This window comes from Streptomyces sp. a15, assembly GCF_059026085.1.
Map to the genome: position 1 here is coordinate 57,003 of NZ_JBWLKM010000006.1, position 13,645 is coordinate 70,647.

A 13,645-nucleotide genomic window follows, 5' to 3' on the forward strand; every position below is an offset into this window, starting at 1 on the left:
GATGTGGTGGGGGGTGGCCGCGGCGCTGCTGGCGAACGTCCTGTACAGCACCGGATTCGTCCTGGAGAAAAGGGCGTTGGCCACCCTGCCCGAGGTCAGCATCCGGCAGCCGGCCCGGCTGCTGGGGCTCGTGCTGCGCAGCCCGCTGTGGATCGGGGGGTCGCTCTCGCTCGCCGCCGGTTTCGGCGCGCAGCTCGCCGTGTACCGGACGCTGCCGATCGCCGCCGCGCAGGGCATCTTCGTCTCCGGCCTGGTGCTGCTCGTGCTGCTGTCCGCCCGGCTGCTGGGCGAGGAGACCACCGGCCGCGAGCGGTACGCGCTGGGCGCGATCCTCGCCGCGCTGCTCATGGTCGTCCTGTCGCTGAGCGAGAGCTCCGACACGGTCAGCGAGGAGGCGCCGTACCCGCTGATCCTGTTGGTGTGCGTGCCCTCGCTGGCGGGGGGCGTCTGGCTGTACAACTCCGCCGAGCGCCGCACCCGGCACCGCCACCGCGCCCCGACCACGGGCGTCGAGTACGGCGTGGCGGTGGGCCTGCTCTACGGCGTCAGCTCGCTCGCGATCAAGGGCATGTCGGGCTATCTGACGGCGAGCGGCCTGGGCGGGGCCCTTGTCGACGTGCTCCGCTCCCCGTATCCGTATCTTCTGCTGTTCACCGGCGCGTTCGGTCTCGTCATGTCGCAGGCGGCACTGCAACGCTGCCGGGCCTCGCTGATCGTGCCCGTGTGTACGACGGTGACCTGCCTGTACACGGCGGTGCTCGGCACGCTCTCGTTCGGCGAGGCGCTGCCCCAGGACCCGCTCAGACTCGCGCTGCGCCTCGCGGGCATCGTGCTCGCCGTCGCCGTGCTGCTGAGCATGCCGAAGCACGACCGGGCGCCCCAGCCCTCCCTCAGTGCCAAGGAGTTGACTCCCCCGTGAAACCCGACGACCCACTGTTGAAGATCCTGGCGTGCCCGCTCGACAAGGGTCCGCTGCACCTCGTCGTACCGGACGGCCCGGCGCGGACCGAGGCCCTCTACAACCCTCGTCTGCACCGGCGTTACCCGATCCTCGACGGCATCCCGCAACTGCTGCCGGCCTCCGGGGAGCAGGTCTCGGACGACGAGCACGAGGAACTACTGCTGCGCCTTTCTGGGGATTCCCCCCAGACCCCCGGGATGACCTCATGACGGGCCCCGCGCGCACCTGGGCGGCCCGAGTGGCCCCGCACCTGCCCACCCGCCTGGTCGCCGCCGCCGCCAGAGCCGTGTACCCGCGGTTCGAACCGGAGCTGGCGCGGCTCGCCGACCTGTGCCCGGAGGGCTGCGCCACGGCCGTGGACGTCGGCGGCTGGTACGGCCCCTGGACGCGGCGGCTGTCCGAACGGGCGAGCCGGGTGGTGACCGTCGAGCCGGTTCCCCATCTGGCACGGCTGCTGACCTCGGCGGCCCCGGCGAACGTCCGCGTGGTCCAAGCCGCCGCCGCGGACCGCCCGGGCACGGCCCGCCTGTGGCTGCCGCCGGACGACGCGGGCGACCGGGGTGTGTCGTCGCTGGTCCGCCGGGACATCCACGGCCGCGCGCTGGAGGTGCCCTGCATCACCCTCGACGAACTGGCCCTCAAGGACGTCGGCTTCATCAAGGTCGACGTGGACGGCAGCGAGCTGGCGGTGCTGCGCGGGGCGACGGGGCTGCTGGCCCGCGACCGGCCGGCCCTCTTCGTCGAGCTGGAGTCCCGTATCCAGCCGATCGCGCCGGTGGTGACGTATCTGGCCATGCTCGGCTACGACGGCTGGGTGCTGCCCCGCGACAACTGGGTGCCGCTGGCCGCGTTCCCGCTGGAGGCCCATCAGTCGGTGGCCTCGTACGTCGTCGCGCACGGCCTGCTGCGCCGGGTCCTGCCCTTCCGCAAGCGCCCCCGGTACGTGAACTCGGTGCTGTTCCTCCCGGACGGCCGTCGACCGGGGTCCCATCAGGTGGGGGACGATGGTTCGCATGCCCTCCGGAAAGCCCGCCGCTAGTCCCTTCACCCCGCTCGACTTCCAGCTGGTGCTGCTGCGCCGCATGGCCGACCACAACCCCGACCTCGTGGAGGAAGCCCGCCACCGCCTCGGCGTCTCCCTCACGGACATGAGGGAGGCCAACCGACGCTGGCAGGCGATGGTCCGCTCCCCGCGCTCCCGGTCCGCCGCCGCCCGCTACCGCTCGGTCCTCGGCGAGCCCGAGTCGGTGCTCACCCGCAAGGTCGGCGACCTGGAGTGCGAGGCCCGCCTCTGGCCCCTCCCCCTCTGGCCCGACCTGCGTTTCGAGGTGCTCCTCGCCCCGAACGGCGGCGTCTGGAACGAGTGGCTGATCCGCGCCCCGGGAGCCGAGGCACCCGCGCTGCGGACCCTCGACGACCTCACCCCCTGGTCCTGCACGGTCGACGAGGCGGCCCGCGCCTTCGCCCCGGCCCGGCCGCTCCAGGGGTCGGCGCCGACGCGATGGGGGCTGGCCTTCACGGCGCCGGACGGGCAGGGCGGGCGGTGGGAGTGTGCCGCCGAGTTCACCTGGGGGCTGTTGCAGCGGGTGGCGGTCAACGACCGGTCAACCGGGGGCAGTTAGGCCAGATCCTCCACCCCCGGCGCCACTCCCCCGAGGCTCTCCGTGATGGCGCCGGTGGCGGCGACGAGGAGGGCACCGAGTTCCGGGACGCGGTCGCGGGTGACGCGGGCGGCCGGGCCGGAGACGCTCACGGCCGTGGTGACCTCGCCCTTGTGGTCGTGGACCGGGGCGGCCACGCAGCGGATGTCGAGTTCGTTCTCCACGTCGTCGACGGCGTAGCCGCGCTGCCGGATGAGCGCGAGCTCCTCGCGCAGCCGCTCGGGCGAGGTGAGGGTGGCCGGGGTGCGGGCGGGCAGCCCGGCCGCGATCACCTTGTCGACGACGTCGTCGGCGCTGTGGGCGAGGAAGACCTTGCCGGTGGCGGTGCAGTAGGCGGGCTGGCGGCTGCCGATCCGGGAGTGCATACGAACCGCCTGGGTGCTCTCGACCTTGTCGATGTAGACGATCTCCGGGGGGTCGAATGTCACGAGGTGGACGGTCTCGCCGCTGTCCTCGGCGAGCCGGTGCAGCACCGGCGAGGTGATCTGCCGGGTGTCGCGCCGCTCCAGATAGGCCTGGCCGAGCAGCGCGTTCTGCGGGCCCAGACGGTAGCGGCCCGACTCGGGGTCCTGATCGACCAGCCGCACCTCCCGCAGCGGGGCGACGAGGCGCAGCACGGTGCTCTTGCTCATCCCGAGCCCCTCGGCGAGGTCGGTCAGGGTGACGCCGTGCGGATGGCCCCTGTCCTCGGCCAGGTACATGAGGATGCCGAGCGCGCGCCGCAGCGAGGAGGAGGCGTTGCGGCGGGCCGGAGGCGTGTCGGGTGCGTCAGTCACGTCCGCATCCTACCGTGCTGCATAGCAAAACTCCGTGTTACATATTGAAATCCCCCATTGACGGTCACGAACACCCGGGGCTAGCTTCGGCGCAACGTTCTGCGAAACGAAGTTTTGCATTGCAGAACAACCTCTCCCCGAAGGGATCCCCGCGATGCGACTTCGTCACCGTAACCGCCCCCTGATGCTGATGTGCACCGGTGTGACCGGCGCCGCCCTCCTCACCGCCTGCAGTTCCGCTTCCGGTACCAGCGGCGCCTCCACCGCCCAGTCCTCGACGCTCCAGACGGTCATCAAGCGCGGCACGCTGAACGTCGCCAGCTGTCTGACGTTCCCGCCCTTCGGCTCGCTCAGCAAGGACAACAAGCCGCAGGGCTTCGACGTGGACGTCGCCGACGCGATGGCCAAGGCGCTCGGCGTCAAGGTCAAGGTCGTCGACACGACCTCCGCCAACCGCATCCCCAACCTGCAGACCAAGAAGGTCGACGCGGTGGTCTGCAACTTCACCACCACCGCCGAGCGCGCCAAGCAGGTCGCCTTCAGCGACCCGTACATCGTCGCGGGCGAGGTCCTGCTGGTGAAGAAGTCCAGCGGCATCGCCACGATCAAGGACCTCAGCGGCAAGACGGTCGCCGTCACCAAGGGCTCCACCAACGGGGACGCGGTCAAGGCCGGCAACCCCGCCGCCAGGATCCAGGAGTACGACACCTCCTCCGCCGCCGTCCTCGCGGTCAAGCAGGGCCAGGCCGACGCCATGGTCGAGGACTCCAACTTCCTCAACTTCCAGGCCAAGCAGGACCCTTCGCTCAAGGTCACCAAGGACTCCGTGGTCCCGCTGGAGTACAACGGCATCGGCGTCCAGCTGGGCGACCCCACCTGGCTCCAGTGGGTGAACACCTGGCTCAGGGAGTTCAACACCTCCGGTGAGTCCGGCGCCCTCTACAAGAAGTGGTTCGGCGTCGACCGCGTCTACCCGCTCACCCCGTCCTACTGAGTTCCGGCGGGCGGCGGCACCCGGCCCACGGACCGTCGCCCCGCCCGTGAACGTGTGGAGGAGCCCCATGCTCACCGACTGGTCCTATGCCCTCCAGGACTGGCCCACCTACCTGAGCGCGGCCTGGCTGTCGCTGAGACTCTCGCTCGCCGCCTTCGCGCTGGCCTTCGCCCTCGGCCTGGGCGGCGCCCTTGCCCGCAGATCCCGGTACGCCGTGCTGCGCGCACCGGCCGCCGTGTACGTCGAGGTCATCCGCAACACCCCCGTGCTGCTGCAGATGTTCGTCGCGTACTTCGCCCTGCCGTCCGCCGGTATCCGGCTGAGCCCCGTCCAGGCGGGCGTCCTCGCGCTCGGCGTCAACGTGGGCGCGTATCTGACGGAGATCTTCCGCGCCGGCATCCAGGCCGTCCCGCCCGGCCAGCGCGAGGCGGCACGCGTCCTCGCCCTGAGCCCCGCCCGCGCCTTCGCGCACGTGGTGCTCCCGCAGGCGCTGCGCAACGTCTACCCGGCGGTGGTGAACCAGCTCGTGCAGATCATCCTGGGCTCGTCGCTGCTGTCCGCCATCTCGGTGCCCGAACTCACCGGCACGTCGATGGTCATCAACTCCCGCACCCTGCTGACCGTCCAGGTCTTCGGCATCGCCGCGGTGCTCTACCTCGTCCTCACCAACCTGGTGGTCCTCGCGGCCGGGCTGATCGGCCGGGTGGCCTTCAAACCGCCGCTGCCGACGGCCGTACGACCGCGCCCGCCGGCCGCCGTACGCCGGCTGCTGCCCACGCGAGCCGTGCCCAACGTCCGTAAGGGGGCGGCGTGATGGACTGGTCGGTCATCTGGTCGAACCGCGAGCTGTTCACCGACGGCCTGTGGGCCACGGTGCTGCTGTCGCTCGCGGCCATCGCCACCGGGACGCTCACCGGGCTCCTCGTCGCGGCCGTACGCACCAGCCGCATCCCGCTGCTGGCCCAGCTCGCCCGGGTCTATCTGGAGGTCTTCCGCGGCACCCCGCTGCTGATCCAGATGCTGTTCCTCTACTTCGGCGCGGCCTATCTGAACCTCGCGGGCATCACCGTCTTCGGCGCGGCCCTGCTCGCGCTGACCCTGTACCAGGGCGCGTACATCGCGGAGATCTTCCGGGCCGGCATCGAGGCCGTGCCCCGGGGACAGTGGGAGGCCGCGCGGGTCCTCGGTCTCAGCCGGACGCAGACCTTCACCACCGTGATCCTGCCGCAGACCCGGGCGATCGTGCTGCCGCCGCTGGTGGGCCAGTACCTCTCCCTGGTCAAGGACACCTCGATCGCCGTCGTGATCGGCTACGTCGAACTCGTGCGCCAGGGCCAGGCGGTCATCGACCGCGCGGGCGGTCCGGCCACCACCTATCTCGCCGTGGCCGCCCTGTACTTCGTCATCTGCTACCCGCTGTCGCTCGTCGTGCGACGGATGGAACGAAAGGCTGTCATCGCATGACGACCACCGACACCACGACCGCGGAGAAGACGGTCGCCCGTATCTCCCTGTCCGGCGTGCACAAGCGGTTCGGCGCGCTGGAGGTCCTCAAGGGCGTCGACATCGACGTCGAGCCGGGCGAGGTCGTCGTCCTCATCGGCGCCAGCGGCTCCGGCAAGAGCACCCTGCTGCGGATCATGTGCGACCTGGAGCGGGCGGACGACGGCGACGTGTGGGTCAACGGCGTACCGCTGCACGACCGCAAGCGCGCCCCCGAGATCTTCGGCCAAGTGGGCATGGTCTTCCAGCAGTTCAACCTCTTCCCGCACAAGACCGCGCTGGGCAACGTCACCCTCGCCCTGCTCAAGGTCAGGAAGCTCTCGCGGGCCGAGGCCGAGGAACGCGGCCGTGCCGCACTGGCCCGGGTCGGGCTCGCCGACAAGGCCGACGCCTACCCGGCGCAGCTCTCCGGCGGCCAGCAGCAGCGGGTCGCCATCGCCCGCGCGCTCGCCATGGACCCGGCGATCATGTTCTTCGACGAGCCGACCTCCGCGCTCGACCCGGAGCTGGTCGGCGAGGTCACCGGCGTCATGCGCTCGCTCGCCGAGGACGGCATGACCATGGTCGTGGTCACCCACGAGATGCGCTTCGCGAAGGACACCGCGGACCGGGTCGTCTTCATGGACGGCGGGGTCGTCCTCGAACAGGGCCCGCCTCAGCAGGTGTTCGGCAACCCGGCGGAGGTCCGCACGCAGCAGTTCCTGCACCGGGTCCTGGACACGTGAGCGGCACCGGCCCGGACGTCGTGTGCCTCGGCGAGACCATGGCCGTGCTCAGCCCGCCGGACGCCGGGCCGCTCGCCCGTCAGCGCACCCTCGCGCTGACCGTGGGCGGCGCGGAGTCCAACGTGGCCTGCTCGCTGGCCGCCCTCGGGCACCGCGTCGCCTGGCTGAGCCGCGTCGGCGCCGATCCGCTCGGCCGCCGCGTGCTGGACGACCTCACGGCCCGCGGCGTCGACGTCCTGGCCGTGGAGACCGACCCCGAGCGCCCCACCGGCGTGTACTTCAAGGACCCGACCCCGGACGTGACCCGCACCTACTACTACCGCCGGGGCTCGGCGGCGTCGGGCATGAGCCCCTCCCTGGCCCGCCTCCCCCTGCTCCGCGAGGCCCGGCTGCTGCACCTGTCCGGCATCACGCCGGCCCTGTCGGACAGCTGCGCCGCCCTGATGGACGTACTGATCACAGGAAGGACCGCCCCGGGCCCGCTCATCTCCTTCGACGTCAACCACCGCCCCGCCCTGTGGCGGCACCGGCCCGCCGACGCGGCACGGGTGCTGCTCCGGCTGGCCCGCGGCGCCGACGTCGTCTTCGTCGGCCGGGACGAGGCCGAGACTCTGTGGAGCACCGGCAAGGCGGCGGACGTACGGGACCTGCTCCGCCCCGCCCGCGTCGTCGTGGTCAAGGACGCCGGACACGGGGCGACGGCGTACACCGAGGACGGCGAGGAGACCTTCGTCCCCACGCCCCCGTCCCGGGTCGTCGAACGGGTCGGCGCCGGCGACGCCTTCGCCGCGGGCTATCTCTCGGCGGCGCTGCTGGAAGGCCGCGGCCCCGAGGAGGGACTGCGCCGCGGCCACGAACTGGCCGCGGCGGCACTGGCCACGAGGGACGACGTCCCGGCCTGATCAGCGAGCCGCCGCCAGGATCGCCGCCACGACGGCGGGCAGCGAGTCCGGGTGCAGGAACAGGAACAGATTCGGCTCCACCAGCTCCAGCTCCATCACCCGCGGCTCCCCGTCCTCCCCGTCCACCCCGTCCACCAGGTCGACCCGGGCGTACAGCACCTCGTGCTCGTCCGGTACGACGGCCAGGGCGCGCTCGGCGACGGAGAGTTCGGCCGGGGTCGGCGTCCAGGGCTCCAGGCCGGGATGCGCGACCTTGGCGGCGTCGAAGGCCGTACCGGGGGCGAGGACGGCCCGCTTGCGGCTGGCGTGCAGCAGCCGCCCGCCGAAGAACTGCAACGCCCGCTCACCACGGGCGTCTATGCCCTTCATGTACGGCTGCACCATCGCGGTGAGCCCCTCCGCGTGCATGCGCGCGAGGTGTCGTAGGGCCGTCTCGTGCTGCTCGGGCGTGTAGCGCGCGGCGTACCGGGCGCCGGCGCCGGAGGTGGGCTTGACGACGTACTCGTGGTCGTCGGGGAGCTCGGCGGCGTCACCCGGCGCGAGGTACCGGGTGGGGACGACGGGCACCCCGGCCGCCGCCAGATCCCCGAGGTACCGCTTGTCGGTGTTCCACCGCACCACGTCCACCGGATTCGCCAGCCGCGTGACCTTGGCGCAGCGCTCCGCCCACGCCACGAACTCGGCCGCCCGCCAGCTGTAGTCCCAGGTGGACCGGATGACGGCGAGGTCGTAGGCGCCCCAGTCGACACCGGCGTCGTCCCAGAACACGACGTCCGCCTCGGCCCCGGCCGCGCGGAGCGCGTCCCGCAGCACGGGCAGGTCGTCGTCCCTGCTGGGCTCCGGCCGGGGATCGTAGGTGACGAGGGCGACTCGGGGCACGGCGGGCTCCATTCTCGTACTGCTCGACTCTCGTACGGCTCGACCAGGCAGGTTAACCGCCGCCCACGCAACCGCGGCAACCCGTTTGACCTTCACCTTTGGTGAAGCCCCAGCATCGGTGGCGAGGAACGAAGGAATCCGGGGGTGCCCATGGACGACGGCCTGCTGACGATCGGCACGTTCGCGAAGGCGTCCCGGCTGTCGCCCAAGGCGCTGCGGCTGTACGACGAACTGGAGTTGCTGCGTCCGGCACGGGTCGACCCCGACACGGGTTACCGGTACTACGCGGTCGGGCAGCTGGAGCGAGCGCGGCTGGTGGCGTGGCTGCGGCGGCTCGGGATGCCGCTGGCCCGGATCCGTGAGGTGTGCGACATGTACGCCCTCGACTCCGAGGCCGCCGCCGGGGAGATCCGTGCCTACTGGGCGCGGGTCGAGGCGGAGACGGCCGTGCGGCGGGAGCTCGCCGCGTTCCTCGTGGACCAACTGACAGTGAAACCGAGGAAGGACACCACCATGCTGGAACTGCGCTACTTCGCCCACTCGGACCGGGGGCGGGTCCGCCCCGAGAACCAGGACACGGCGTATGCGGGCACCCGGCTGCTCGCGGTCGCGGACGGCTTCGGCCCGGCGGGCGCGCCCGCGAGCGGCGCCGCCGTGGAGGCGCTGAGGTTCCTGGACACGGAGGATGTGCCGGCGGGCAACGTCCTCAACCTCCTGGAGGTCGCGGTACGGAGCGCCACGGAGGCGGTCCAGGACGTCACCCGGGGCGCGGAGGACATGGGCACCACCCTGACCGCCCTGCTGTGGACGGGCTCCCGCCTCGCGCTGGTCCACATCGGCGACTCCCGCGCGTATCTGCTGCGCGACGGCGGCCTGTTCCGCATCACCGACGACCACACGATGGTCCAGTCGCTGATCGACGAGGGCCGCCTCACGCCCGAGGAGGCCACCGCCCACCCCCAACGCTCCCTGCTCCTGAAGGCCCTCCCGTCCGCCGCCCCCGCGACCCCGGACCTCCGCCTCCACGACGCCCGCCCCGGCGACCGCTACCTCCTGTGCTCCGACGGCCTGTCCACCGTCGTCCCCGACGACCGCATCCGCACCCTCCTCGGCGCCGCCCCGGCCCCGGACGAGGCCGTACGCACCCTGGTCGCCGAGGCGAACACGGCCGGCGGGCCGGACAACGTGAGCTGTGTGGTGGCGGACGTGGTGGAGACGGCGGCGACCTGAGAGGTTGCTCCGTTATTCCGGAATAACGTAACGTCGGAGCATGGCCGATGACCCCTTGCAGGAGCGAGTCGCCGCGCTCGAAGAACGGGTGGCGCGGCTGGAGTTGAGACCGCGGGCGCCCCAGAGTGAGGTGTTCTGGGCCCTCGAAGGGCTGCGCGAGCGGCTCACCGGGGACGGTGAGGTCCTCTTCACCGGCGCCGTGAACCTGCCCACAGGCGAGCACTACGCATGGCAGCAGGGTGCGGCGACGGCGGGACTGCTCGAAGCGAACTGGGCGGACCACGCCGCGCCGTACGCCGCCCTGGGGCATCCGGTGCGGCTGACCCTGCTGCGCGCGGTGCTCCGTGGCACCCGCTCCGCGGCCGAGTTGCAGGAGACGGCGGGGCTGAACACCACCGGGCAGCTGTACCACCACCTCAAGCAGCTCACCGCCACCGGCTGGCTCCAGGCCGAGGGGCGTGGCCACTACCAGGTGCCCGCGGGCAGAGTGGTCCCGCTGCTCGTGCTGTTGTCCGCGGTGGTGCCGGCACCGAACCCGACGACGACGCAGGAGTAGTTCATGAACCGACGGAGTTTCCTGGGCGCGGCGACGGCCGCAGCCGGGATATCGCTGTTACCCGGACACGCCACGGCGGCCAGGAGCGACCTGGCCGCGCGGGTGCGGCCCTACCTGGACCGTGCGCTGGCCGCCGGCAGCCCGAGCGTCGTCTGCGGAGTCATCCGCGGCGCACACAGGCACGTGGCGGGTGCGTCCCAGGCCGGCAGGGCACCGGACGGCAGGACGGTCTTCCAGCTCGGCTCGATCGGGAAGACCCTCACCGCCACGGCTCTCGCGCGCGCCGTGAGCAGGGGGAGGGTCCGCCTCGACACACCGCTGGCCCTGCCCCCGGGCTTCCCGGTCCCCCGCAAGGGCCCTCGGCGGATCACCCTGGCCGACCTGGCGACCCATACCTCCGGCCTGCCCTCCCTGCCGCCCAACCTCCTCGCGGAGGCGGACCCGTACGACCCCTACGCGCACTACACACTGGACGACCTGGCCGCCGGCCTGGCCGAGACGCACCTGAACACCGAGCCGGGCAGCACCTACCTCTACGCGAACCTCGGGTACGGACTGCTCGCCCAGGCACTGGCCTTCGACGACGTGGACGCGATGCTGTGGCGCGACGTGGCGGCCCCGCTGCGCCTGCGCGACACGACGACGACCCTGCGACCGGACATGGCCCTGCGTAAGGCCACCGGCCATCTCGCCGGAGACGCCGTCCCCGACTGGCACGACCACGTCCTCACCGGCGCGGGCACGTCCGTCTACAGCACCGCCGACGACATGCTCCGCTTCCTCGGCGCACACCTACGCCCGGACCGCTCACCGTTTCGCGACGCGATCGAACTGACCCAGCGCCCCCGCTTCACCGTCGACCGGACCCTGCGCGTCGGCCTCGGCTGGCACCTCAGCACGCTCCCCGACGGCCGCACCATGACCTGGCACAACGGTGGCACCGGCGGATTCAGCACCTGCGCGGCCTTCGACAGGAAGAGCGGGACAGCGGTGGTGATGCTGGTGAACACCTTCAGCGAGGAGTCCACCGACAGCCCCCGCCCGGTGGACGAACTGACCTTCGAGTTACTGGAAGCGCTGTAGGGGCGACCTCAGCAAGACGCCGGAACAAGACCGCCCCAGGTCCTACCGCTCCTCGTCCGGCTCCCAGTCGAGCAGGCGGACCTTCGCGACCGTACGCACATGGCGGCGCATCGCGGTGGCCGCCTGCTTCGGCTGTCCCGCGGCGATGGCGTCGAGGATCGCCTGATGTTGGGTCAGGGAGCGGTGCGGGCGGTGGGGCTGGCGCAGGGACTCGGTGCGGCTCTCGGCGATCTGGTCGGCGATGGAGCGCATGAACTCGGCGAGGAGGCTGCTGTGGGCGGCCGCGGTGACCGCCGCGTGGAAGAGCCGGTCGCCCTCGATGCCGTGACCGCCCGCCTCGATCTCCTCGGCCATGTGGGCGAGTGCCGCCCGCATCGCCGCGAGGTCGTCCTCCGTGCGGCGCTCGGCGGCCAGTTCGGCGAGCTTCGTCTCCAGGGCCTCGCGGGCGTCCAGGACGTCCGGGAGGCGTCGGCGGCGCTCGACCATCCTCTCGACGGGTTCGACGTCCAGGCTGTCGCGGACCAGGTACGTCCCGCCGCCGTGCCGTGCCTCCACCAGGCCCTGGACCTCCAGGACCACGATCGCCTGCTTGACCGAGGCCCGGCTGACACCCAGCCGCTGGGCCAGGTCACGCTCGGGCGGGAGGCGGTCGCCGGCCTTGAGGCCGCCCTCGGCGACGTACTGGCGCAGCCGGTCGAGCACCTGCTCGTACAGGCGCTGTTTCGTCATGGGGCGCAGGGCGTCGGTCACGTGCTCGGTCATGGACTCCCCCTCTCGTCGGGAGCGTAACACCGGGCCTTTGGGTGGCCGAGTGGCTGAGCCAATTTCTGCGCGACCCCTTGACGGCGCCCCGCCGCGCGCCCACGCTAACCAGCCAACCGACCCGTAAGTGGCTCAGCCACTCGACCACTCGCTCGCCTGCCCCGAAGTACTCACGCAGTACCCACCAACCGCTCCGGGACCCAAAGACGGGAGCCCGTATGTCCCCCGAACTCATCTCGATCCTCGTCCTCGTCGTGGTGTTCGTCATCGCCACCACCCGTTCCGTCAACATGGGCGCGCTCGCCTTCGCCGCCGCCTTCGCGGTCGGCGAGCTCGTCGCCGACCTCGACGCGGACGGCATCTTCGCCGGTTTTCCCGGCGACCTGTTCGTCGTGCTCGTCGGCGTCACCTACCTCTTCGCCATCGCGCGGGCCAACGGCACGACCGACTGGCTGGTGCACGCGTCCATCCGGCTCGTCCGGGGGCGCGTGGCGCTGATCCCCTGGGTGATGTTCGCCATCACCGCCGCGCTCACCGCGATCGGCGCGGTCAGCCCGGCCGCGGTCGCGATCGTCGCGCCGATCGCGCTGAGCTTCGCCTCCCGTTACGGGATCAGCCCGCTGCTGATGGGCGCGATGGTCGTGCACGGCGCCCAGGGCGGCGGATTCTCGCCGATCAGCATCTACGGCACGATCGTCAACGGCATCGTCGAGCGCGAGAAGCTCCCGGGGAACGAGATCACCCTCTTCCTCGCGTCACTGATCGCCAACGTGATCATCGCGGGGGTCGTGTTCGTCCTGTTCGGCGGGCTGAAGCTGTGGGCACGGGGGGCGGTCGCGCCGGACGGCGCTCCCGGCGAGGGCGACCTGCCGGAGGGCGGCGGGGGTGCCCGTACAACAGCCGGCACCGGCACCAGCACCAGCCCCTCCAGCACCGCCACCCTCGTCGAAACCCAGCCCGGCACCCCGGACACCACCCGCCTCACTCCAGCCCGGATCGCCACCCTCACCGCCCTGGTCGCCCTCGTCGTCGCCGTCCTCGCCTTCGACCTCGACGCCGGTCTGACCGCGATCACCCTCGCCGTCCTCCTGAGCACCGCCTGGCCGGAGGACAGCCGCAAGGCGGTCGGACAGATCGCCTGGTCGACGGTGCTGCTGATCTGCGGAGTCCTGACGTACGTCGGTGTCCTGGACGAGATGGGCACCATCACCTGGGCCGGCGAGGGCGTCAGCGGCATCGGCGTCCCGCTGCTGGCCGCCGTCCTGCTCTGCTACATCGGCGCGATCGTGTCCGCGTTCGCCTCCTCCGTGGGGATCATGGGCGCACTGATCCCGCTCGCCGTGCCGTTCCTCGCGCAGGGCGAGATCGGGGCGGTCGGGATGGTGGCGGCGCTCGCGGTGTCGGCGACGGTGGTGGATGTGAGCCCGTTCTCGACGAACGGCGCGCTGGTGCTGGCCGCGGCGCCGGACGTCGACCGCGAGCGTTTCTTCCGGCAGTTGATGATCTACGGAGGGATCGTGGTGGCGGTGGTCCCCGCGGTGGCGTGGCTGGTGCTGGTCGTGCCGGGCTGGGGGTAGCAGCGACAGACAGCAGCAGACAGTGACAGTGAACAG

The 13,645-nt window shown here is 71.7% G+C and carries 16 protein-coding genes; 13 read left to right on the forward strand and 3 right to left on the reverse strand.

The window, feature by feature from the left end; all coding sequences use genetic code 11:
- The first annotated feature begins 13 nt into the window (after positions 1–13).
- From AC5P09_RS09170 to AC5P09_RS09185, 4 genes are read left to right on the forward strand one after another with little or no spacing between them, the layout of a single operon-like run.
- Positions 14–919 (forward strand): hypothetical protein, encoded by a 906-nt coding sequence (locus AC5P09_RS09170; protein WP_493873512.1) that lies wholly within the window; start codon positions 14–16, stop codon positions 917–919.
- Positions 916–1,170 (forward strand): Trm112 family protein, encoded by a 255-nt coding sequence (locus AC5P09_RS09175; protein ID WP_493873353.1) that lies wholly within the window; start codon positions 916–918, stop codon positions 1,168–1,170. Before AC5P09_RS09170 ends, AC5P09_RS09175 begins: the two co-directional genes overlap by 4 nt.
- Positions 1,167–2,000, forward strand: coding sequence for an FkbM family methyltransferase (locus tag AC5P09_RS09180; RefSeq protein ID WP_493873354.1), 834 nt, complete (start codon positions 1,167–1,169; stop codon positions 1,998–2,000). Before AC5P09_RS09175 ends, AC5P09_RS09180 begins: the two co-directional genes overlap by 4 nt.
- Complete coding sequence (locus AC5P09_RS09185) at positions 1,966–2,583, forward strand: hypothetical protein (protein ID WP_493873355.1); 618 nt, start codon at positions 1,966–1,968, stop codon at positions 2,581–2,583. The genes AC5P09_RS09180 and AC5P09_RS09185 overlap by 35 nt, the downstream gene beginning before the upstream one ends.
- Here AC5P09_RS09185 and AC5P09_RS09190 read toward each other — a convergent pair.
- The gene (locus AC5P09_RS09190) at positions 2,580–3,398 is read right to left on the reverse strand and encodes an IclR family transcriptional regulator (protein WP_493873356.1); all 819 of its coding nucleotides are present in this window, start codon (positions 3,396–3,398) and stop codon (positions 2,580–2,582) included. The genes AC5P09_RS09185 and AC5P09_RS09190 overlap by 4 nt on opposite strands.
- 154 nt (positions 3,399–3,552) lie before the next feature.
- Between AC5P09_RS09190 and AC5P09_RS09195 the strand changes: the two genes are divergently transcribed.
- From AC5P09_RS09195 to AC5P09_RS09215, 5 genes are all read left to right on the forward strand, one after another.
- Entirely contained in the window at positions 3,553–4,392 is an 840-nt protein-coding gene (locus AC5P09_RS09195) for an ABC transporter substrate-binding protein (protein ID WP_493873357.1), read from the forward strand.
- Between the two features lie 67 nt (positions 4,393–4,459).
- Entirely contained in the window at positions 4,460–5,206 is a 747-nt protein-coding gene (locus AC5P09_RS09200) for an amino acid ABC transporter permease (protein ID WP_493873358.1), read from the forward strand.
- On the forward strand, positions 5,206–5,856 hold the full coding sequence (locus AC5P09_RS09205) for an amino acid ABC transporter permease (protein ID WP_493873359.1): 651 nt from the start codon (positions 5,206–5,208) through the stop codon (positions 5,854–5,856). Before AC5P09_RS09200 ends, AC5P09_RS09205 begins: the two co-directional genes overlap by 1 nt.
- Positions 5,853–6,620 carry an amino acid ABC transporter ATP-binding protein gene (locus tag AC5P09_RS09210; RefSeq protein WP_493873360.1) on the forward strand — a complete coding sequence of 256 codons (768 nt, stop codon included), beginning with the start codon at positions 5,853–5,855 and terminating at the stop codon, positions 6,618–6,620. Before AC5P09_RS09205 ends, AC5P09_RS09210 begins: the two co-directional genes overlap by 4 nt.
- Positions 6,617–7,522 (forward strand): sugar kinase, encoded by a 906-nt coding sequence (locus AC5P09_RS09215; protein ID WP_493873361.1) that lies wholly within the window; start codon positions 6,617–6,619, stop codon positions 7,520–7,522. Before AC5P09_RS09210 ends, AC5P09_RS09215 begins: the two co-directional genes overlap by 4 nt.
- Here AC5P09_RS09215 and AC5P09_RS09220 read toward each other — a convergent pair whose 3' ends face one another.
- A complete protein-coding gene (locus tag AC5P09_RS09220; protein WP_493873362.1) occupies positions 7,523–8,401 on the reverse strand; it encodes an ATP-grasp domain-containing protein in 879 nt (292 codons plus the stop codon).
- A 150-nt stretch (positions 8,402–8,551) separates the two neighbouring features.
- Between AC5P09_RS09220 and AC5P09_RS09225 the strand changes: the two genes are divergently transcribed.
- From AC5P09_RS09225 to AC5P09_RS09235, 3 genes are read left to right on the forward strand one after another with little or no spacing between them, the layout of a single operon-like run.
- Entirely contained in the window at positions 8,552–9,631 is a 1,080-nt protein-coding gene (locus AC5P09_RS09225) for a MerR family transcriptional regulator (protein ID WP_493873513.1), read from the forward strand.
- Positions 9,632–9,671: 40 nt separating this feature from the next.
- Entirely contained in the window at positions 9,672–10,187 is a 516-nt protein-coding gene (locus AC5P09_RS09230; protein WP_493873363.1) for an ArsR/SmtB family transcription factor, read from the forward strand.
- A gap of 3 nt (positions 10,188–10,190) precedes the next feature.
- Positions 10,191–11,270 (forward strand): serine hydrolase domain-containing protein, encoded by a 1,080-nt coding sequence (locus tag AC5P09_RS09235; protein ID WP_493873364.1) that lies wholly within the window; start codon positions 10,191–10,193, stop codon positions 11,268–11,270.
- A gap of 42 nt (positions 11,271–11,312) precedes the next feature.
- Here the strand turns inward: AC5P09_RS09235 and AC5P09_RS09240 are convergent, their stop codons facing one another.
- Positions 11,313–12,020, reverse strand: coding sequence for a FadR/GntR family transcriptional regulator (locus tag AC5P09_RS09240; protein WP_266448557.1), 708 nt, complete (start codon positions 12,018–12,020; stop codon positions 11,313–11,315).
- A gap of 230 nt (positions 12,021–12,250) precedes the next feature.
- Here AC5P09_RS09240 and AC5P09_RS09245 point away from each other — a divergent pair, with 230 nt between their 5' ends.
- Positions 12,251–13,609: an SLC13 family permease gene (locus tag AC5P09_RS09245; RefSeq protein ID WP_493873365.1), complete on the forward strand. Its 1,359-nt coding sequence runs from the start codon at positions 12,251–12,253 to the stop codon at positions 13,607–13,609.
- Positions 13,610–13,645 lie beyond the last annotated feature (36 nt).

Bases quoted from the DNA above. Each gene is read 5' to 3' on its own strand.
- AC5P09_RS09180 (WP_493873354.1), top strand. From the start codon at position 1,167: ATGACGGGCCCCGCGCGCACCTGGGCGGCCCGAGTGGCCCCGCACCTG.
- AC5P09_RS09185 (WP_493873355.1), top strand. From the start codon at position 1,966: ATGGTTCGCATGCCCTCCGGAAAGCCCGCCGCTAGTCCCTTCACCCCG.
- AC5P09_RS09195 (WP_493873357.1), top strand. From the start codon at position 3,553: ATGCGACTTCGTCACCGTAACCGCCCCCTGATGCTGATGTGCACCGGT.
- AC5P09_RS09200 (WP_493873358.1), top strand. From the start codon at position 4,460: ATGCTCACCGACTGGTCCTATGCCCTCCAGGACTGGCCCACCTACCTG.
- AC5P09_RS09205 (WP_493873359.1), top strand. From the start codon at position 5,206: ATGGACTGGTCGGTCATCTGGTCGAACCGCGAGCTGTTCACCGACGGC.
- AC5P09_RS09210 (WP_493873360.1), top strand. From the start codon at position 5,853: ATGACGACCACCGACACCACGACCGCGGAGAAGACGGTCGCCCGTATC.
- AC5P09_RS09225 (WP_493873513.1), top strand. From the start codon at position 8,552: ATGGACGACGGCCTGCTGACGATCGGCACGTTCGCGAAGGCGTCCCGG.
- AC5P09_RS09230 (WP_493873363.1), top strand. From the start codon at position 9,672: ATGGCCGATGACCCCTTGCAGGAGCGAGTCGCCGCGCTCGAAGAACGG.
- AC5P09_RS09235 (WP_493873364.1), top strand. From the start codon at position 10,191: ATGAACCGACGGAGTTTCCTGGGCGCGGCGACGGCCGCAGCCGGGATA.
- AC5P09_RS09245 (WP_493873365.1), top strand. From the start codon at position 12,251: ATGTCCCCCGAACTCATCTCGATCCTCGTCCTCGTCGTGGTGTTCGTC.